At 72.7% G+C, this 18746-nt stretch carries 19 protein-coding genes; 14 read left to right on the forward strand and 5 right to left on the reverse strand.

All coding sequences use genetic code 11. The features are described from left to right. The first annotated feature begins 78 nt into the window (after positions 1 to 78). Genes STRCI_RS30580 through STRCI_RS30590 form a run of 3 tightly spaced genes read left to right on the forward strand, consistent with a single transcriptional unit; the run spans position 79 to position 3504 of the window. Positions 79 to 1338 carry a beta-ketoacyl-[acyl-carrier-protein] synthase family protein gene (locus tag STRCI_RS30580; protein WP_269662167.1) on the forward strand — a complete coding sequence of 420 codons (1260 nt, stop codon included), beginning with the start codon at positions 79 to 81 and terminating at the stop codon, positions 1336 to 1338. Beyond that, positions 1335 to 2561 carry a beta-ketoacyl synthase N-terminal-like domain-containing protein gene (locus tag STRCI_RS30585; protein WP_269662168.1) on the forward strand — a complete coding sequence of 409 codons (1227 nt, stop codon included), beginning with the start codon at positions 1335 to 1337 and terminating at the stop codon, positions 2559 to 2561. Before STRCI_RS30580 ends, STRCI_RS30585 begins: the two co-directional genes overlap by 4 nt. Positions 2562 to 2619: 58 nt before the next feature. Next, positions 2620 to 3504: an aromatase/cyclase gene (locus tag STRCI_RS30590; RefSeq protein ID WP_269662169.1), complete on the forward strand. Its 885-nt coding sequence runs from the start codon at positions 2620 to 2622 to the stop codon at positions 3502 to 3504. A 20-nt stretch (positions 3505 to 3524) separates the two neighbouring features. Here the strand turns inward: STRCI_RS30590 and STRCI_RS30595 are convergent, their stop codons facing one another. Next, positions 3525 to 4238 carry an SDR family NAD(P)-dependent oxidoreductase gene (locus STRCI_RS30595; protein ID WP_269662170.1) on the reverse strand — a complete coding sequence of 238 codons (714 nt, stop codon included), beginning with the start codon at positions 4236 to 4238 and terminating at the stop codon, positions 3525 to 3527. Positions 4239 to 4443: 205 nt separating this feature from the next. Here STRCI_RS30595 and STRCI_RS30600 point away from each other — a divergent pair, with 205 nt between their 5' ends. From STRCI_RS30600 to STRCI_RS30610, 3 genes are read left to right on the forward strand one after another with little or no spacing between them, the layout of a single operon-like run. Beyond that, positions 4444 to 6009: an acyl-CoA carboxylase subunit beta gene (locus STRCI_RS30600; protein ID WP_269662171.1), complete on the forward strand. Its 1566-nt coding sequence runs from the start codon at positions 4444 to 4446 to the stop codon at positions 6007 to 6009. A 32-nt stretch (positions 6010 to 6041) separates the two neighbouring features. Then, positions 6042 to 6239 (forward strand): acyl-CoA carboxylase subunit epsilon, encoded by a 198-nt coding sequence (locus STRCI_RS30605; RefSeq protein ID WP_269662172.1) that lies wholly within the window; start codon positions 6042 to 6044, stop codon positions 6237 to 6239. Continuing rightward, positions 6236 to 7165 (forward strand): MBL fold metallo-hydrolase, encoded by a 930-nt coding sequence (locus STRCI_RS30610; RefSeq protein WP_269662173.1) that lies wholly within the window; start codon positions 6236 to 6238, stop codon positions 7163 to 7165. Before STRCI_RS30605 ends, STRCI_RS30610 begins: the two co-directional genes overlap by 4 nt. A gap of 18 nt (positions 7166 to 7183) precedes the next feature. Here STRCI_RS30610 and STRCI_RS30615 read toward each other — a convergent pair whose 3' ends face one another. After that, positions 7184 to 7693 (reverse strand): MarR family winged helix-turn-helix transcriptional regulator, encoded by a 510-nt coding sequence (locus tag STRCI_RS30615; RefSeq protein WP_269662174.1) that lies wholly within the window; start codon positions 7691 to 7693, stop codon positions 7184 to 7186. Between the two features lie 113 nt (positions 7694 to 7806). On the opposite strand from STRCI_RS30615, the gene STRCI_RS30620 reads away from it, so the two are divergent. From STRCI_RS30620 to STRCI_RS30640, 5 genes are all read left to right on the forward strand, one after another. Then, a complete protein-coding gene (locus tag STRCI_RS30620; protein ID WP_269662175.1) occupies positions 7807 to 8322 on the forward strand; it encodes a YceI family protein in 516 nt (171 codons plus the stop codon). Positions 8323 to 8453: 131 nt separating this feature from the next. Further along, positions 8454 to 8846, forward strand: a complete 393-nt coding sequence (locus STRCI_RS30625) for a cell division protein SepF (RefSeq protein ID WP_269662176.1) — start codon at positions 8454 to 8456, stop codon at positions 8844 to 8846. An 82-nt stretch (positions 8847 to 8928) separates the two neighbouring features. After that, on the forward strand, positions 8929 to 10119 hold the full coding sequence (locus STRCI_RS30630) for an AAA family ATPase (protein ID WP_269662177.1): 1191 nt from the start codon (positions 8929 to 8931) through the stop codon (positions 10117 to 10119). Next, on the forward strand, positions 10116 to 10442 hold the full coding sequence (locus STRCI_RS30635) for a nucleotide pyrophosphohydrolase (RefSeq protein WP_269662178.1): 327 nt from the start codon (positions 10116 to 10118) through the stop codon (positions 10440 to 10442). The genes STRCI_RS30630 and STRCI_RS30635 overlap by 4 nt, the downstream gene beginning before the upstream one ends. A 193-nt stretch (positions 10443 to 10635) precedes the next feature. After that, positions 10636 to 11118, forward strand: a complete 483-nt coding sequence (locus tag STRCI_RS30640) for a DUF6099 family protein (protein ID WP_269664689.1) — start codon at positions 10636 to 10638, stop codon at positions 11116 to 11118. 69 nt (positions 11119 to 11187) lie between these two features. On the opposite strand, the gene STRCI_RS30645 is transcribed toward STRCI_RS30640, so the two are convergent. Continuing rightward, on the reverse strand, positions 11188 to 11349 hold the full coding sequence (locus STRCI_RS30645; protein WP_269662179.1) for a hypothetical protein: 162 nt from the start codon (positions 11347 to 11349) through the stop codon (positions 11188 to 11190). A gap of 180 nt (positions 11350 to 11529) precedes the next feature. On the opposite strand from STRCI_RS30645, the gene STRCI_RS30650 reads away from it, so the two are divergent. From STRCI_RS30650 to STRCI_RS30660, 3 genes are all read left to right on the forward strand, one after another. Further along, positions 11530 to 12453 carry an LLM class F420-dependent oxidoreductase gene (locus STRCI_RS30650; RefSeq protein WP_269662180.1) on the forward strand — a complete coding sequence of 308 codons (924 nt, stop codon included), beginning with the start codon at positions 11530 to 11532 and terminating at the stop codon, positions 12451 to 12453. Positions 12454 to 12623: 170 nt separating this feature from the next. Continuing rightward, the gene (locus tag STRCI_RS30655) at positions 12624 to 14120 is read left to right on the forward strand and encodes a 3' terminal RNA ribose 2'-O-methyltransferase Hen1 (protein ID WP_269662181.1); all 1497 of its coding nucleotides are present in this window, start codon (positions 12624 to 12626) and stop codon (positions 14118 to 14120) included. After that, positions 14117 to 16663 carry a polynucleotide kinase-phosphatase gene (locus tag STRCI_RS30660; protein ID WP_269662182.1) on the forward strand — a complete coding sequence of 849 codons (2547 nt, stop codon included), beginning with the start codon at positions 14117 to 14119 and terminating at the stop codon, positions 16661 to 16663. The genes STRCI_RS30655 and STRCI_RS30660 overlap by 4 nt, the downstream gene beginning before the upstream one ends. Positions 16664 to 16684: 21 nt before the next feature. On the opposite strand, the gene STRCI_RS30665 is transcribed toward STRCI_RS30660, so the two are convergent. Then, positions 16685 to 17578 carry a hypothetical protein gene (locus STRCI_RS30665; protein ID WP_269662183.1) on the reverse strand — a complete coding sequence of 298 codons (894 nt, stop codon included), beginning with the start codon at positions 17576 to 17578 and terminating at the stop codon, positions 16685 to 16687. Beyond that, a complete protein-coding gene (locus tag STRCI_RS30670) occupies positions 17575 to 18615 on the reverse strand; it encodes an SPFH domain-containing protein (RefSeq protein ID WP_269662184.1) in 1041 nt (346 codons plus the stop codon). Before STRCI_RS30670 ends, STRCI_RS30665 begins: the two co-directional genes overlap by 4 nt. Positions 18616 to 18746 lie beyond the last annotated feature (131 nt).

The following is an 18746-nucleotide window of genomic DNA, read 5'->3' on the forward strand; positions in this document are numbered from 1 at the left end:
GCGGTGCCGACCGATGGGTCCCGGCCAGATCGCGACCCGCTCCACCACCCCTTGAGCGTGCGCGCCGACCATCGCCGCATGACCCGACGCGCAGTGATCACAGGGCTGGGTGTGGTCGCCCCCGGTGGCATCGGCACCAAGGACTACTGGGCGCTGCTCACCGGCGGCCGGGCCGCGACCCGGCACATCACCTTCTTCGACGCCGCCGGCTACCGCTCCCGCGTCGCCGCCGAGGTCGACTTCGACCCCGCGGCCGCCGGACTCGGCGTCCGGGAGATCCACCGCATGGACCGCTCGGCGCAGTTCGCCGTGGTCAGCGCCTGGGAGGCGGTCGCGGACAGCGGACTCGCCCTCGGCGGCCTGGACCCGCTGCGCACCGGCGTCAGCATCGGCAGCGCCGTCGGCGCCGCCACCAGCCTGGACCAGGCCTACCCGCTGCTCAGCGACGAGGGCCGGGACTGGCGCACCGACACCACCTATGCCGTACCGCAGCTGTACGACTACATGGTGCCGAGCGCGCTCGCCCGCGAGGTCGCCTGGACCGTCGCCGCGCAGGGACCGGTCGCGCTGGTCTCCACCGGCTGCACCTCCGGCCTGGACGCCCTCGGCCACGCCGCCGGGATCATCGCGGAGGGGTCGGCGGACGTGATGCTGGCCGGCGCCGCGGAGGCGCCCGTGTGCGCCATCACCGCGGCCTCCTTCGACGCCATCAAGGCCACCACCCCCTATGAAGGGGACGACCCCGCCGAGGCCTGCCGGCCCTTCGACCTCACCCGCGACGGATTCGTGCTCGGCGAGGGCGGCGCCATTCTCGTGGTGGAGGAGAAGGAGCACGCCCGCCGCCGCGGCGCGCACGTCTACGCCGAGATCGCCGGGTTCGCCACCCGCGGCAACGCCTTCCACATGACCGGACTGCGCCCCGACGGCACCGAACTGGCCGCCGCGGTCGGGGCCGCCCTCGACGAGGCCCGGCTGCCCGCCGACGCCGTCGACTACGTCAACGCGCACGGCTCCGGGACCCGGCAGAACGACGTCCACGAGACCAACGCGCTCAAGCTGAGCCTCGGCTCGCACGCCTACGACGTGCCGGTCAGCTCCATCAAGTCGATGATCGGCCACTCGCTCGGCGCGATCGGCTCACTGGAGGCCGCCGCCTGCGCCCTGGCCCTGGAGCACGGTGCCGTCCCGCCCACCGCGAACCTTCACACCCCGGACCCGGAATGCGATCTCGACTACGTACCCTTGACCGCGCGGGCTCAGCCCCTCAACACAGTGCTCAGCGTGGGCAGTGGCTTCGGGGGCCTGCAGAGCGCCCTCGTGCTGAGGAAGCCCGAATGACCCCCGACCTCTCCTCCGCACCGCAGGCCCGGGTGCGCGCGGCCGTCACCGGCCTCGGCGTCGTCGCCCCCAACGGCGTCGGCACCCGCGCCTGGTGGCAGTCGACCCTGCGCGGGGTCAGCGCCCTGCGCCCGGCCCGCGACGCGCCCGTCAACCGCGTCCCGGTCGCCGGTGAGGTCGCCTCCTTCGTGGCCGAACAGTACGTGCCCAGCAGGCTGTTGCCGCAGACCGCCCGCTTCACCCGGCTGGCGCTGGCCGCGGCCGCCGAGGCCCTGGACGACGCCGATGTCGACCCCGCCTCGATGGAGGAGTACGGCACCGGCGTGTTCACCGCCAGCTCGGCAGGCGGCTACGAGTTCGGGCAGCACGAGATGAGCGCCCTGTGGCGCACCGGCAGCGACAGCGTCAGCGCCTACCAGTCCTTCGCCTGGTTCTACGCCGCCTGCACCGGCCAGGTCTCCATCCGGCACGGCATGCGGGGCGCCAGCGGCACCCTCGTCACCGAACAGTGCGGGGGCCTGGACGCGGTGGGCCAGGCCCGGCGGCGCCTCGGCGACGGCACCAGGGTGCTGCTGGCCGGGGGCTCCGACGCGGGCCTGTGCCCGCTGGGCTGGGCGGGCCACCTCGCCACCGGACAGGTCAGCCCGCACAGCCGCCCGGACCGCGCCTACCTGCCCTTCCACCAGGACGCCTCCGGTTATGTGCCGGGCGAGGGCGCCGCCTACGTCGTACTGGAGGAACGGTCCGCCGCCGAGGAGCGGGGCGCGGAGGTGCTCGGCGAGGTCGCCGGGTACGCCGCCGCGTTCGACCCGCCGACCGGGCCCGGCAACCTCGGACGGGCGGCCCGCCTCGCCCTGGAGGACGCGGGGGCGACCACCGACGACATCGACGTCGTCTTCGCCGACGCCTCCGGGGTGCCCGCCCTGGACGAGGCCGAGGCCGAGGTGATCGGCGAGCTCTTCGGGCCGTACGGCGTCCCCGTCGCCGTCCCCAAGACGATGACCGGACGGATCGGCGCGGGCGGCTCCACGCTCGACCTGGTGGCCGCCCTGCTGGCGCTGCGCGACGGGGTGCTGCCGCCGGCCGCGCACGTGGACCGGCCCAAGGACGGCTGGCACCTCGACCTCGTCACCGGCGCCCCCCGCCCGGTCGACCTGCGCGCCGCACTGGTGCTGGCACGCGGCCACGGCGGCTTCAACTCGGCCGCGGTGGTGGTCAGGTGACGGTCCATCGCCCGGGCACGTCACTGACAGACCGTCACCGACAGTCGAGGGGACCGGCATGCCGAACACCGTCCACACCACCCGGATCGCGGCGCCCGCGCGGGCCGTCCACGCGCTCGTCGCCGATGTGACCGTCTGGCCGCTGATGTTCGAGCCCTGCGTCCACGCCGAATATGTCGAGGGCGCCCCGCGCACCGAGGGCCGGGAGCACATCCGCATCTGGGCGTTCGCGGGCTCGGAGATCCGCAGCTGGACCTCCGAGCGGGTGCTCGACCCGCACGCCCTGACCGTCGACTTCCGCCAGGAGGAACCGGCCGCGCCGCTGGCCTCGATGAGCGGACGCTGGCTGGCGAAGGATCTCGGCGGCGGCGAGACCCTGCTCGAACTCCACCACGAGTTCGAGGCGTTCACCGACGAGCACTTCGTGCTGCACGCCCTGCACCAGAACAGCCCGGCCGAACTGGCCGGGGTGCGGATCGCCGCCGAGAACCCCAGGGCGCCGTACACCTTCGAGGACAGCCTGCGCATCGCGGCGCCCCCGCACGTCGTCTACGGCTTCCTCCACGAGGCCGACCGCTGGCCGGGGCGGCTGAAGCACGTGGCCTCGCTGGAGCTCACCGATGAGGCCCCGGGCATCCAGCGGATGGTGATGGAGACCCGCGGCCCCGACGGAACGGCGCACCACAGCGAGTCGGTACGGGTGTGCAGGCCCGAGGCCGGCAGCATCGCCTACAAGCAGATCCGCACGCCGACCGTGCTGGTCGCCCACACCGGGGAGTGGCGGCTGGACGCGCTGCCCGACGGCACGACGCTCGCGACGTCCCGGCACAGCGTGATCCTGGCCGACCCGAAGGCCCGGGAGACGGTGCGCAACGCGCTGGGGACGAACAGCAGGGCGACCCTGCGGCGGGCGAAGGAGTTCGCGGAGACGCGCCGGCCGTAGCGGCCGGGCGGCCCGTCCGGTCAGCGCAGCGGTGTCAGCGCCTGACCGGACGGCCAGTGGGACCGCACCATCGCCAGCACGGCCTCCGCGACCTCCTCCGGCGTGTCCGGGTGCTTGCGCGGGGAGGCGTCCGCCGGTCCGGGCGCCACGGCGTGCACCCGGACGTCGGGACCGGCCACCGCCGCCAGCAGCCGGGTGATGTTGTCCAGGGCCGCCCGGCTGACGGCGTACGGGACGGAGCCGGCGGACGGCCGTACGCCCGTCACCGTCGACACGTTGACCACGCACCCGTCGCCGCCCGCCCGCAGCTGCGGCATCGCGGCCACGCACATCTGCCAGGTCCCCAGGACATGGACGTCGAAGATCTCCCGCAGCACCTCGGCGTCCGCCGCCTCGCCGTCCCGCTGGGGCGGTACCTCGGTCACCCCTGCGGAGTTCACCAGCACATCCAGCCGTCCGTACCGCTCGACGGTCGCCGCGACCAGCGCCTCGGCCTGTTCGCGCACCGCGATGTCGGCGGCGAAGCACATCGCCCCGGGCAGCTGCGCCGCGAGCCGCTCGCCGGCCCGGGGGCTGCGCTCGCAGTTCACGACCACCCGCATGCCCTCGGCCGCGAGCCGCCGTGCCACGGCCGCCCCGATCCCCGAGGCGCACTCGGTCACCAGGGCGACCGGTGCCCCGGCCGCGGGCAACTCGCCGGTTCCGCAGGGCTCTTCGCCGGTCGGGTACGTCATGTGACCACTTCCCTTCGTCCCCCGTGCGGAGTCCCCCGTGGCGGACGCCCTGATTCTGCTTCGCCACGGTTGAATGCGGCTCGACGCCCTGGTGAGCCTGCTTAAGCCCCGCTCCACCAGCGCTCCAGCCCCCCGACGCACTCTGTCGGCCACGCGTTCCGAGAAGGGGCTGAACAGGCCTCTTGACGACTTGTGAGGAGCGTCAATGGACCGCACTACCCCTCCACTCCGGGAACGGACGGCCGAACTCCATGAACTGCGCGAGTCGGTGCACCGCGGTCCCTCGGAGCGGGCGACCCAGGCACAACACGCCAAGGGGAAGCTGACCGCACGCGAACGGATCGACCTGCTCTTCGACCGGGGCACCTTCACCGAGACCGAGGGCCTTCGCCGGCACCGCGCGACCGGCTTCGGCCTGGAGGCCCGCCGCCCGCACACCGACGGTGTGATCACCGGCTGGGGCCGCGTCAACGGCCGCACCGCCTTCGTCTACGCCCATGACTTCCGGATCTTCGGCGGTGCCCTCGGCGAGGCGCACGCGCAGAAGATCCACAAGCTGATGGACCTCGCGACGGCGGCCGGCGCCCCGGTGATCGGCCTGTGCGACGGCGCCGGCGCCCGGATCCAGGAGGGCGTCACCGCGCTCGCCGGATACGGCGGCATCTTCTCCCGCAATGTGCGCAACTCCGGGGTCATCCCCCAGATCAGCGTCATCATGGGCCCCTGCGCGGGCGGCGCCGCCTACTCGCCGGCGCTCACCGACTTCGTGTTCATGGTGCGCGGCACCTCGCAGATGTTCATCACCGGACCGGACGTCGTCCAGGCGGTGACCGGCGAGGAGATCACCATGAACGGGCTCGGCGGCGCCGACCCGCACTCCACCTCCTCCGGGGTGGCCCACGCCGTCTTCGACGACGAGGAGGAGTGCCTGGAGAACGTCCGCTTCCTGCTCTCCCTGCTCCCCTCGAACAACCGCGAATCCGCGCCCCAGGTCGCCGAGTCCGACCCCGCCGACCGGCGCACCGAGGCCCTGCTGGACCTGGTCCCGGCCGACCCGCGCGCCTCCTACGACGTCCGGGACGTCATCGAGGAGATCGTCGACGACGGGTTCCTGTTCGAGATCCACGAGAACTGGGCCCGCAATGTGGTCTGCGCACTGGTCCGGATGGGCGGCGACGTCACCGGCGTCATCGCCAACCAGCCCACGGTGCAGGCCGGCGCGCTGGACATCCAGGCCTCCGAGAAGGCGGCCCGGTTCGTGCGGTTCTGCGACTCCTTCAACATCCCGCTGCTCACCCTGGTCGACGTGCCCGGCTTCCTGCCCGGCGTGGACCAGGAGCACGGCGGGATCATCCGGCACGGCGCGAAGCTGCTGTACGCGTACTGCGACGCGACCGTGCCCCGGGTGCAGCTGATCATGCGCAAGGCGTACGGCGGCGCGTACATCGTCATGGACTCGCGGTCCATCGGCTGCGACGTCTCCTTCGCCTGGCCGGTCAACGAGATCGCGGTGATGGGCGCGGAGGGCGCGGCGAACGTCGTCTTCCGGCGGGAGATCGCCGCGTCCGACGATCCGCAGGCGACGCGCGAGCAGCTGGTGAAGGAGTACCGCTCGGAGCTGATGCACCCCTACTACGCCGCCGAGCGCGGCCTGGTGGACGACGTGATCGACCCGGCGGAGACCCGCGCCCGGCTGATCGACGCCCTGCGCACCCTGCGCCGCAAGCACGCCGACCGGCCTTCCCGCAAGCACGGGAACCAGCCCCAGTGAGCGGGGCGGACTCCGAGGAACGGGTGATACGAGTGCTACGAGGCGAACCCACACCGGAAGAACTCTCGGCCCTGCTCACGGTCCTGCTGGCCCTCTCCGGCCGGCAGGACGAGCAGGCGGAGGGCGAACCGCTGCCGCTCCAGCCGCCGGCGGTGTCCTGGACGCAGACCACCGGAGGGGGGACGAGTTGGGCGGCGCCGGGATACCCGTACTGGGCGGCGATGTCATGAGCGGATCCGCCACCAGGCTGCGGACCGAGCTGACCGAGGTCGCCGATGGCGTGTACGCCCACCTCCAGCCCGACGGGGGCTGGTGCCTGAGCAACGCGGGCGTGGTAGCCGGCCCCGAAGGGCTGGTGCTCGTCGACACCGCGGCCACGGCGGCGCGGGCGGCGGCGCTGCGGGAGGCCGTGGACGGCCTGGGCCGGGGCCCGGTGCGGGTGCTGGTCAACACCCACCACCACGGTGACCACACCCACGGCAACGGCGCCTTCGGGGGCGCGACGGTCGTGGCGCACGCCCGCACCCGCGCGGAGATGGTCAAGAACGGCCTGGCCCTCACGGGGGTCTGGCCGGACGTGGCGTGGGGCGACCTGTCGGTACGGCTGCCGGACCTCACCTTCACGGACGAGCTGACGCTGTACCAGGGCGACCGCGAGATCCGGCTGCTGCACCTGGGCCCCGCGCACACCAACGACGACGTGGTGGCGTGGCTGCCCGAGGAGCGGGTCCTGTTCGCCGGGGACATCGCGATGGCGGGCAGTTCCCCGTTCGTCCTGATGGGCTCGGTCTCCGGCTCGCTGGCCGTGCTGGCCCGGCTGCGCGCCCTGCGGCCCCGCACGGTGGTCTGCGGCCACGGTCCGGTCCGGGGTCCCGAGGTGCTGGACGAGACGGAGGAGTACCTGCGCTGGATCCAGCGGGTGGCGGCGGAGGGCAGGGCCCAGCGGCTTACCCCGCTGGTGGCGGCGAAGGAGGCGGGCAAGGGCGCCTTCAGCCATCTCACGGAGTTCGAGCGCGTCGTCGGCAACCTCCACCGCGCCTACGCCGAACTGGACGAGCGCGAGGCGATCGCCTCCGGCCGGACGGTGGACGTGGCGGAGGCGTTCGGCGAGATGATCACGTACAACGGCGGCAGCCTGCCCACCTGCCACGCGTGACCACGCGGCTCGGGGCGGTCACCGCCCCGAGCCCGGTGTCTCCTCCTCAAGGCCGGGCAGCAGCCCGCACATCGCCTCGCGCTCGGCGGGGCCGAAGATCTCCCTCAGGGCCTCGGTGACCGTCCCGGCGAGCGTCCCGGAGGCCTGCGTCAGCAGCTCGCGGGCCTTGGCCGTGAGGCCGACCTCGACGCCGCGCTTGTCCCCGCAGACCGACTGCCGGGTGACCAGCCCGGCGTGCTGGAGACAGGCGATCTGGTACGTCAGCCGGGTCTTCGGCCGGCCCAGCAGCTCCGCGATCCGGCTCATCCGCAGGCCCTCCCGGGGCTGCTCGGCCAGCAGGCACAGGATCAGGAACTCGTCGTGGGAGACGTCCAGCGTCTCCTTGACCACCGAGCGCAGCCGCTGCTCCACCGCCGCCGTCGCGGCCAGCATCCGCATCCAGGAGCGCAGCTCGGCCGGGAGCAGGCTGTCGGCGGACGCGGCGGGGCATCCGAGCTGGTCGGTAGGGGTCTCCTGCGGGTCGGCCATAGCGTCGATTCTACCCGTTGTCCAATTTTGGACGAGAGGGTTGTTCAAATTTGGATCGTCGGCTAGCGTGAGGTCATCCAAATTTGAAGTACCCATCCGAGGAGTGCAGGACCATGACCGTCGCCGTGGAGACCGGACTGTGGCAGCTCGACCCCGCCGCCACCACCGTTGCCCTCAAGCACCGGACGATGTGGGGTCTGGTCACCGTGAAGGGCGCCTTCGCGGGCGTCGCGGGACAGGGCGAGGTACGGCCCGACGGGTCCGCCGTCGGCACCGTCACCCTGGACGCCGCCTCCCTGGACACCAGGAACACCAAGCGCGATGTGCACCTGCGCTCCGCCGACTTCTTCGACGCCGACAACCACCCCGAGCTCACCTTCGAGGTGAGCGGCGCCGAGCCGGGCGGCGATGGCGCCGTGCGCGTCGACGGCCGGCTGACCGTCCGCGGCATCAGCAGGCCGCAGTCCGTCACCGCCCGCCTGGCCGGGTCCGACGCCTCCTCGGTCACCCTGGAGGCCGAGTTCACCGTCGACCGCGAGCAGTTCGGCATGGGCTGGAACCAACTCGGCATGATGCGCGGTCTCACCACGGTCACCGCCACCCTCCGTTTCACCCGCCGGGACGCCTGAGCGGCGCCCGAGCGCGGCCGTCGCGGAGGTTTCGCCGGTCGCCGTCCGTGTCGCAGTTGGGCCGAACGGGTGACTTGGCGTAAGAATTGGCCGGTGCAGGTTTTGCGTACCAGTCAGTTCGGGGGGAGCCGGTGAACCGCCGCTACGACGTCACCGATGAACAGTGGGAAGGGCTCGCCCAGGTCGTACCCCTGCGGGGCCGCGACGCGTGGCCGTCCGCCGTGGACCACCGCGCGCACCCGGAGGCCGAGACGGAGCCGCGCCGCCGCTTCGTCGTGCTGCGGGTGAACGTCTTCGGTGACGCCCGTGAGGTCGCCGAGACGCTGATGTCGGGGATCCCGGTCCTGCTCGACCTCACCGGGGCCGAGACCGAGGTCGCCAAGCGTGTTCTCGACTTCAGCACGGGCGTTGTCTTCGGCCTGTCCAGCGGGATGCACCGGGTCGACCGCAATGTCTTCCTGCTGACCCCGAACGGCACCGAGGTGAGCGGAATCATGGAGGGCGCGGGCGCCCCGGGGTCGTGACCCCGGCGGCAGCATCCCCCGATCGTAGGAAGCTGCCACCGCCAAAACGGTTCGCCGCCCACCGGAGTCCTACGGTCCGCATATGGCCGTGCCTTCCACCCCGGCGACGCCGTCCGGCGCCGCGTCGCCCCGGGTGCCCCTTCCCTCCGGCGCCGGAGGGCCCGCTCGTCCCCACATCAGCGAGTTACGCCTCGCCGCCTTCGCCGGACACCGGCGGGTCGGCGTGCCGCTCGGAGCGGTCACGGTGCTCACCGGACCCAGCGGATGCGGGAAGACGACCGCGCTGCTCGCGTACGAGGCGCTCGCCCGGCTCGGTGGCGGTGCTGCGCTGGCCGACGTGTTCCCGGACCCCGTCGCCTGCGTCCCCTACGGGGCACGCCCCGACGCCCAGCGGCGCCGGGGCTTCCGGGTCGGGTGCACCGCCGAAGGGCCCGAGGGCCCGGTCCGGCTCGACGTCGCCGTACAGGCCGAGCCCGAACTGCGCGTCGTCGGCGAGCGGCTGACCGCGGACGGCGTCACCCTCCTGGAGACCGCGCTGCGCGATCCCGGGCGCCGCACCGTGCAGGCCGCCTGGCACACCGCCGGATCCTCGCCGGTCACCCGCGCCCCGCTGCCCGACGACCGCCTCGGCACCGCCCTGCTGCCGCTGCGCGTCGCCGGGAAGACGGACGGACAGCGCAGGGTCCTCGCCGCCGCCGAGCAGATGGTCGTCGCCCTGCGCTCGGTCTTCCCCTGTGATCCTCGCCCCGACTGGATGCGCGTCCCCGTCCCGATCGGCTCGGGCCGGCTGCTCGGCGGCTGCGACAACCTCGCCGACGTCCTGTGGCGCACCCGCCAGGAATGCGCCCGCCGCCACCAGCAGTTCGTCGCGGCTGTCCGCGCCGGATGCCGCGGCCCCGTCGCCGAGGTCCTCGCCGAGCCGCTCGGCGACGGCACCGTCCGGGGCGTGCTGGACCGGGGCGACGGCGGCCGCACGGACTTCGGCCGCCTCGGCGACGGCGAACTGCGCTACCTCGCGCTCACCCTGGTGCTGCTCACCGGCCCCGGCGTGCTGGAGGTCGACCCGCCCGGCGAGGTGCCCCCCGCGATGCGCACCCTCACCGTCCTCACGGACGGCCTCGAACGCGCCCTCGACCCACGCCAGGGCGCCGAACTGCTCGGCCTCGCGGCCCGGATGGGCGAGCGCGGCCACATCCGTCTCGTCGGCACGGTCAGCGACCCGGCCTGGGCCCGCGGAACGCCCGGCGTCACGGTGGTACACCTGAACCCGTGACAGAAGACCTCGACGTGGCGAAGCTCCAGCGCAGACTGGCCGAGTTCGCCGCGGCCCGCGACTGGCAGCCGTACCACACCCCCAAGAACCTCGTCGCCGCGCTCAGCGTGGAGGCCTCCGAACTGGTCGAGATCTTCCAGTGGCTGACCCCCGAGGAGTCGGCGCGGGTGATGTCGGACCCCGACACCGCGCACCGGGTCACGGACGAGGTCGCCGATGTGCTGGCCTACCTGCTGCAACTGTGCGAGGTGCTGGGCGTCGACCTGCTCGCCGCCCTCGCCGCCAAGATCGACCGGAACGAACGGCGCTTCCCGGCGCCGTGACTTCTGGACCACATCCGGGAGTCGATCGATCCGTTTTCACTCTCCGTATCCGTTTAGCCGCTCGACATCGATTTGTTGTCCACAGATTTCCGTCTTCCTCTGGCTTTTCGTCTCACACACCCTCACTCTGGGTAGTGGACAACGGAGTTCGGGCGGACGTGCCATGGGCGCGTCGGACAGACGGGGGCAGCGCATGGACGCGGTGCGGCTCATCGTGACGAGCAGGCGCGCCCTCGCGGGGACCGAGCGTGCGCCGGACATCATGACGGAGGTGTGGCAGGCGCAGGCCCTGGCACAGGCGATAGGCAGCCGGCTCGCGGTCTTCGGCCCACCCGAACTGCGCGGCGAGGCGCTGGGGTTGACCGAGCTGGCGGGCCGGGGCTGCGGGGTGCTGGACACCCCCGAAATCGACACCAAGGACCTGCGCGCGGCCCAGCTCGGCGAACTGGGCGACGCCCGCCAGGCGTTGATGTACCTCGGCGGTCTCCTCGGCGAGGTCGGCATCGCCCTCGTCGGCCTGGCGAGCGCGGCGGACGACGAGGGCACCTACTGGCAGTGCATGGAGGCCATCGATGCGGCCGACGAGTCCCGCGACCGGGTCCTGGAGATGCTCCGCAGACTCGCGGACCGGGACAGAGACCAGGTGCTACGGCAGTCCGAGAGAGAGGCGGGCTGAGAGAGACGGGCTGAGCGGGGCGGAATGAGCGGGGCGGGCCGCACGGGACGTAGCCTGCGGACACACCCCTCAGTCGACGTCCTCCCTCGCGCCCGCCGTCGCGCCGGCACCTCGTCCCGAGGCCCCGGCCGACTGGAGATCCTTGTCCAGCGCGGACAGATCCGCGTTCAGCGCCGCCATCAGCTCCTCCATCTGCTGGAGCAGTCCCTTCGACTGGGATTCATCGGACATCGCGGCCTCCTCGGAGAGCCGGTCGGTCCGGCTCCGCCCGAGCCAACGATCACCACCGAACCGGGTCACTGGCGCGTGCCGCCCCGCGGTCCGCCGCCCGCGATTTTCACCCGACCGTGGCGGAGCGGGGCCGGAGGGGCCAACGGGGTTGACCACCACTCGGCCATGCAGGATGGAGGTATGGATCTTCGCATCTTCACCGAGCCCCAGCAGGGGGCCACCTACGACACCTTGCTCACCGTGGCGAAGGCCACCGAGGACCTTGGCTTCGACGCGTTCTTCCGGTCCGACCACTATGTGAAGATGGGCTCCGTGGACGGCCTGCCCGGCCCCACCGACGCCTGGATCACCCTCGCCGGACTCGCCCGTGAGACCAAGCGCATCCGCCTCGGCACCCTGATGACCGCAGGGACGTTCCGCCTCCCCGGCGTGCTCGCCATCCAGGTCGCGCAGGTCGACCAGATGTCCGGCGGCCGCATCGAACTCGGCCTCGGCGCGGGCTGGTTCGAGGAGGAGCACCAGGCATACGGCATTCCCTTCCCGAAAGAGAGGGTGGCGCGTCTTGAGGAGCAGCTCGCCATCGTCACCGGCCTGTGGGCCACCGACCCCGGCAAGACCTTCGACTTCCACGGCACCTACTACGACCTCACCGACTCACCCGCGCTGCCCAAGCCCGTCCAGTCCAGGATCCCGGTGCTGATCGGCGGCCACGGCGCCACCCGCACCCCGCGCCTGGCCGGCCAGTACGCCGACGAGTTCAACATGCCCTTCGCGAGCATCCAGGACAGCGAGCGCCAGTTCGGCCGGGTCCGCGCCGCGGCCGAGGCGGCCGGCCGCGGCACCGACGCGCTGACGTACTCCAACGCCCTCGTCGTCTGCGTCGGCAAGGACGACGCGGAGGTCGCCCGCCGGGCCGCCGCGATCGGCCGCGAGGTGGACGAGCTCAGGACCAACGGCCTGGCGGGGTCCCCGGCCGAGGTGGTCGACAAGATCGGCCGCTACGCCGAGATCGGCTCCCGCCGCGTCTACCTCCAGCTCCTCGACCTCTCCGACCTCGACCACCTGGAACTGATCTCCTCCCAGGTGCAGTCGCAGCTGTCGTAGCACCGCGAGAGCCTCGGGAGCCGCCGGAACCGTAGGAATAAACAAAGGCGCCGGTCGCGCCCGGCGTGCGAAGGTGTGAGCGTCGTCCTGAAGGTCCCCGGGATCACCGTCCTGGGGGCCTTCGTGCATACGGCGACACCCGTGTCCATCGAGCCTCAGAGGCCCTGCCCATGTTCCTGACGATCAGTACCACCGGCACCCCCGAACGCCCCGCCACCGACCTCGGTTTCCTGCTGCACAAGCATCCCGAGAAGGCCCAGGCGTTCTCCACGTCCTACGGCAAGGCGCACGTCCTCTACCCCGAGGCGAACGCCGAGCGCTGCACCGCGGCGCTGTTGCTGGAGGTCGACGCGGTGGCACTGGTCAAGCGGGGCAAGGGCAAGGGCCGCGGCGGCGCCCCCGACGCGGCGCTCGCGCAGTACGTCAACGATCGCCCGTACGCGGCCTCCTCGCTGCTCGCGGTGGCGCTGAGCGCGGTGTTCTCCAGCGCCATGCGGGGCGTGTGCACCGCCCGCCCGGAGCGCGCCGCCGAGCCGCTGCCGCTGCGCGTGGAGGTGCCCGCGCTGCCCGCCCGCGGCGGCCCGGCGCTCGTCCAGCGCCTGTTCGAGCCGCTCGGCTGGACGGTGACCGTCGAACCGGTCGCGCTCGACGAGCAGTTCCCCGAGTGGGGAGCCTCCCGGTATGTACGGCTGCTGCTCGAATCCGAGGAGCGCACCCTCGCCGAGGCGCTGCGCCACCTTTATGTCCTGCTCCCGGTCCTGGACGACGCCAAGCACTACTGGGTCGCCTCCGACGAGGTCGACAAGCTGCTGCGGGTCGGCGAGGGCTGGCTGGCCGACCACCCCGAGCACAAGCTGATCACCAGCCGCTATCTCTCCCGCCGCTGGTCGCTGACGCGCGAGGCGATGGAGCGCCTCGAACTGGTGCGGCTCGCCGAGGCCGACGACAGCGAGGTCGAGGACCTCGACAACGCGGTCGAGGCCGAGGCCGAGGAGGAGGCGCGGCCCACCCCGCTCGCCGTGCAGCGCCGGGACGCGATCCTCGCCGCGCTGCGCGGCGCCGGAGCCGCCCGGGTGCTCGATCTCGGCTGCGGCCAGGGCCAGTTGGTGCAGGCGCTGCTCAAGGACACGGCGTTCACCGAGATCGTCGGCGTCGATGTCTCGATGCGGGCGCTCACCATCGCCTCCCGCCGCCTCAAGCTGGACCGCATGGGCGAACGCCAGGCGTCCCGGGTCAAGCTCTTCCAGGGCTCGCTCGCCTACACCGACCACCGGCTCAAGGGATACGACGCCGCCGTGCTCAGCGAGGTGATCGAGCACCTCGACCTGCCGCGGCTGCCCGCCCTGGAGTACGCGGTGTTCGGCGCCGCCCGCCCCCGGACGGTCCTGGTGACCACCCCGAACGTGGAGTACAACGTGCGCTGGGAGTCCCTCCCGGCCGGGCACGTCCGGCACGGCGACCACCGCTTCGAGTGGACCCGCGCCGAGTTCCGCACCTGGGCGGAGGCGGTGGCCGAACGGCACGGCTACACCGCGGAGTTCGTCCCCGTCGGACCCGACGACCCCGAGGTGGGTCCGCCCACCCAGATGGCCGTCTTCGAGCTGAACACCACCCCGTCCACCACCCCGTCCACCGACCGCGCCGACAAGGAGGCGAAGGCTGCATGACCGAGACCCGCGAGACCCAGGGGCGCACCCTGCCCGTCACCGATCTCTCCCTCGTCGTCCTCGTCGGCGCCTCCGGCTCGGGCAAGTCCACCTTCGCCCGCCGCCACTTCAAGCCCACCGAGGTCATCTCCTCGGACTTCTGCCGGGGCCTGGTCTCCGACGACGAGAACGACCAGAGCGCCACCCGGGACGCCTTCGACGTCCTGCACTACATCGCGGGCAAGCGGCTCGCGGCCGGCCGCCGTACGGTCGTCGACGCCACCAGCGTCCAGTCCGACGCCCGCAAGCAGCTGATCGCGCTGGCCAAGCAGTACGACGTGCTGCCGATCGCCATCGTGCTGGACGTGCCGGAGGAGGTGTGCGCCGAGCGCAACGCGGCCCGCACCGACCGCGCCGACATGCCCCGCCGGGTCATCCAGCGCCACATCCGCGAACTGCGCCGCTCCCTGCGCCACTTGGAGCGCGAGGGTTTCCGCAAGGTGCATGTGCTGCGCGGCGTGGACGAGATCGAGCGCGCCACCGTGGTCACCGAGAAGCGCTTCAACGACCTGACCCACCTCACTGGCCCCTTCGACATCATCGGCGACATCCACGGCTGCTCCGCCGAACTGGAGTCGTTGCTGGGCAAGCTGGGCTACGCCGACGGCGTCCACCCGGACGGCCGCACCGCGGTCTTCGTCGGCGACCTCGTGGACCGCGGCCCCGACAGCCCCGGTGTGCTGCGCCGGGTGATGTCGATGGTCGGCTCCGGCAACGCGCTGTGCGTACCGGGCAACCACGAGAACAAGTACGGCCGTTACCTCAAGGGCCGCAAGGTCCAGCACACGCACGGACTCGCCGAGACCGTCGAGCAGATGGAGGGCGAGAGCGAGGAGTTCAAGCGCCAGGTACGGGAGTTCATCGACGGGCTGGTCAGCCACTACGTCCTCGACGAGGGCAAGCTGGTGGTCTGCCACGCCGGTCTGCCGGAGAAGTACCACGGCCGCACCTCCGGCCGGGTCCGCTCGCACGCGCTGTACGGCGACACCACCGGGGAGACCGACGAGTTCGGCCTGCCGGTGCGCTACCCGTGGGCGGAGGACTACCGGGGCCGGGCCGCTGTGGTCTACGGCCACACTCCGGTGCCCGAGGCCACGTGGCTCAACAACACCATCTGCCTGGACACCGGCGCCGTCTTCGGCGGCAAGCTGACCGCGCTGCGCTATCCGGAGCGCGAGCTGGTCGACGTACCGGCGGAGCGGGTCTGGTACGAGCCGACCAAGCCGCTGCGCTCCGAGGCGCCGGGCGGGCAGGACGGGCGGCCGCTGGACCTGGCGGACGTGCACGGGCGCCGCACGGTGGAGACCCGGCACGCGGGACGGATCACGGTCCGCGAGGAGAACGCGGCGGCGGCCCTGGAGGTCATGAGTCGCTTCGCGGTCGACCCGCGACTGCTGCCCTACCTTCCGCCGACCATGGCGCCTACGGCGACCTCGCAGGTCGAGGGCTATCTGGAGCACCCGGAGGAGGCGTTCGCGCAGTACCGGCAGGATGGGGTCGCGCGGGTCGTGTGCGAGGAGAAGCACATGGGCTCGCGGGCGGTGGCGCTGGTGTGCCGGGACGCGGAGGCGGCGAAGGCGCGGTTCGGCGTCGACGGTCCGACGGGGGCGCTGTACACCCGTACCGGACGGCCCTTCCTCGACGACGAGTCGGTGACCGAGGAGATCCTCGGCCGCGTCCGGCACGCCGTCGGCGAGGCCGGACTGTGGGACGAACTCGACACGGACTGGCTGCTGCTGGACGCCGAGCTGATGCCGTGGTCGCTGAAGGCGTCCGGGCTGCTGCGCTCGCAGTACGCCGCCGTCGGCGCCGCCTCCGGCGCGGTGTTCCCGGGCGCGCTGGCCGCGCTGGAGGGCGCCGCGGCGCGCGGGGTCGAGGTGACGGACCTGCTGGCGCGGCAGCGCGAACGGGCCGTGGACGCGGCCGCGTTCACCGACGCGTACCGCCGCTACTGCTGGACCACCGAGGGCCTGGACGGCGTCCGCCTGGCGCCGTTCCAGATCCTGGCGGTCCAGGGCCGCAGCCTCGCCGCGCTCCCGCACGACGAACAGCTCGCGCTGCTCGACCGGCTGGTGGAGCACGACGGTTCGGGCCTGCTCCAGACCACCCGTCGCCTCTACGTCAACACCGCCGACCCGGAGTCGGTGCGGGCGGGCGTCGACTGGTGGCTGGAGATGACCGGCCGCGGCGGCGAGGGCATGGTCGTCAAGCCGCTCGGCGCGCTGGTGCGCGGTCCGGAGGGCCGACTGGTGCAGCCCGGCATCAAGTGCCGGGGCCGCGAGTACCTGCGGATCATCTACGGTCCCGAGTACACGCGCCCGGACAACCTCACCCGGCTGCGCCGCCGCTTCCTCAACCACAAGCGCTCGCTCGCGATCCGCGAGTACGCGCTCGGCCTGGAGGCCCTGGACCGCCTGGCCGAGGGCGAGCCGCTGTGGCGGGTGCACGAGGCGGTGTTCGGCGTACTGGCGCTGGAGTCGGAGCCGGTCGACCCTCGGCTGTGACCCGAGGCTGCGGCGGGTCGGTCAGCCGACCAGCCGCAGCCGCTCCCGGCACACCCCGACCCGTACCGACTGTCCCCAGGTCAGTTGCAGGGCGTCGGTCTCCATGCCGTCCCCGAAGGCCACCAGGCGTTCGGACTCGACGGTGAGGGTCAACCGGGCGGCGGCGCCCAGTTCCCCGGCCACCAGGGACGTCCCGGTGGCCGGGGAGGGCCAGGCCTCCCGGACGAACCACAGCAGTCGTTCCTCCGCCGGGGAGGGCAGCCGCAGCCGCCCTCCCCGGTCCTGCCACACCGACCGGAGCCAGCCGGTCGCCCCCGTCCCGGTGCCGATCAGCACCCCGGACGAGGCCTGGGCCTCGACGACACCCCCGTCGTCCTCCAGGCCCAGGCGGTAGCGGGCCGTCTGGTGTCCGGCCGCGCCCAGATAGATCTCGTTCAGCGCGACCAGGCGCTGGGTGTCGTCGGCGACGGCCTCGACCATGGTGAGTTCGTCGGCAGGAGTCGTTCCGGATGTCGCCAGCAGCTTCGCCGCGTCCGCGGACCGGTGCCGTACCAGGACACCCGGGTTGCGGCCGGGATCGCTGTCGATGCCGATGACCGGCTGCCCCGCCAGGTACTTGGCCACGTTCGCCACCAATCCGTCCTGGCCGACCACGACCACCACGTCCTGCGGCGCGAACAGAAACCGGTCCAAGTCGGCTCGCTCGACCCGGGCCTGACGCCAGGTCAGCGGGATCGCGGAGGTCACCTCGGCCAGCGCCCGTTGGGTTCGCCGGTGCCGTTCGGCGACCTCCTCGATGTCCCGGCCCCGGGAGCGCAGGAAGTAGGCGGCCTGGCCGTGCGTGCCGTGCCGGGCCACCAACTCCTCGTACTCCGTGGTGCGATGGACCAGCACCGCGCGCGGCGCGAGGCTCACGCCCGGTCCCCGTCGCCGCCGAGCCGGGAGAGCAGTCCGGTGAGCACGTCCGGCGAGATGGTCACGCTGTCCACCCGGGGCAGGTTCTCCGCGAGCCGCGTCCCGGTCAGGGCGCGCAGCACGGCGACGTCCACCTCGGCGTGCACCCGCAGCCAGGCGGCCTGCGCCTCGGCCTTCGCCTCGCCCACGGTTCGGGCGCCCTCGGCCTCGGCGCGCGAGAGCCGTACCGACCGGGTGGCCTCGGCATCGGCGAGCCGCACCGTCCGCGCCGCCTCCGCCTCGGCGCGCACCGCGTCGGCCGCGGCCTGTTCCTCCGCCTTGCGGCGTTCGTTGGTCCCGCGCTGTTCGACCAACTGCTCCTCACGGCGGGCGAGTTCGATCTGGCTGGCCAGTTCGTTCTCGGCGATGGCGCGCTCCCGCTCGACGGCGACGGCCCGCCGTTCGTAGGTGGCCCGGTCGGCCTCCTGCTGGATCAGCTCGCGGGCCGGGGTCCGCAGGGCCCGCTCTACCTCCGGTTCCGGGCGCAGGGCCACCACGCGCACGGCCACGATCTCGATGCCGGTGGCGGGCAGCCGCGGCTCGGCGGCGAGGCCCGCGGCGACCCGCTCACGGACCGCGCTCACCCCGTCCACCAGGGCGGCCGCCAGCGGCGTACGGGCCAGGACGTCGAGTGCGTGCTGCTGGGCCGTCTCGGTCAGCAGGGTGCCGAGCTGCTCCAGCGGGGTGCCGCGCCAGGCCCCGGTGTCGGGGTCGATGGAGAAGTCCAGCCGGGCGGCGGCCACGGCCGGGTCGCTGACCCGGTAGGTCACCGTCGCCTGGACGGCCACGTCCTGGAAGTCGGCCGTACGGGCGTGGAAGGTCATCGCCAGCTCCCGGTCGTCGACCGGGACTTCGGACAGGGCCGCGCTCAGCGCCCGGAACCAGAAGCTGATCCCGGGGCCGTCGTGCGCCAGCTTGCCCGAGCGGTGGTGCCGGATGTGCGCCGTCGGCGCGCCCCGCAGATGGCGCCAGCCGAGGCGCCGGGTGATGTCGGCCATGAGCGACCCCCTCGCTGATTTTCGTCACGCCGACGATAAATGGGGACTCCGCTTGTCGTCAAGAGGACGAGAACCGGAAGTGATGGCGAGCGAAGTGGTCAAGAAGGGGGTGAATATCGCCGCCGATGGTC

It is taken from the genome of Streptomyces cinnabarinus (genome assembly GCF_027270315.1).
Taxonomy (GTDB): Bacteria; Actinomycetota; Actinomycetes; order Streptomycetales; family Streptomycetaceae; genus Streptomyces; species Streptomyces cinnabarinus.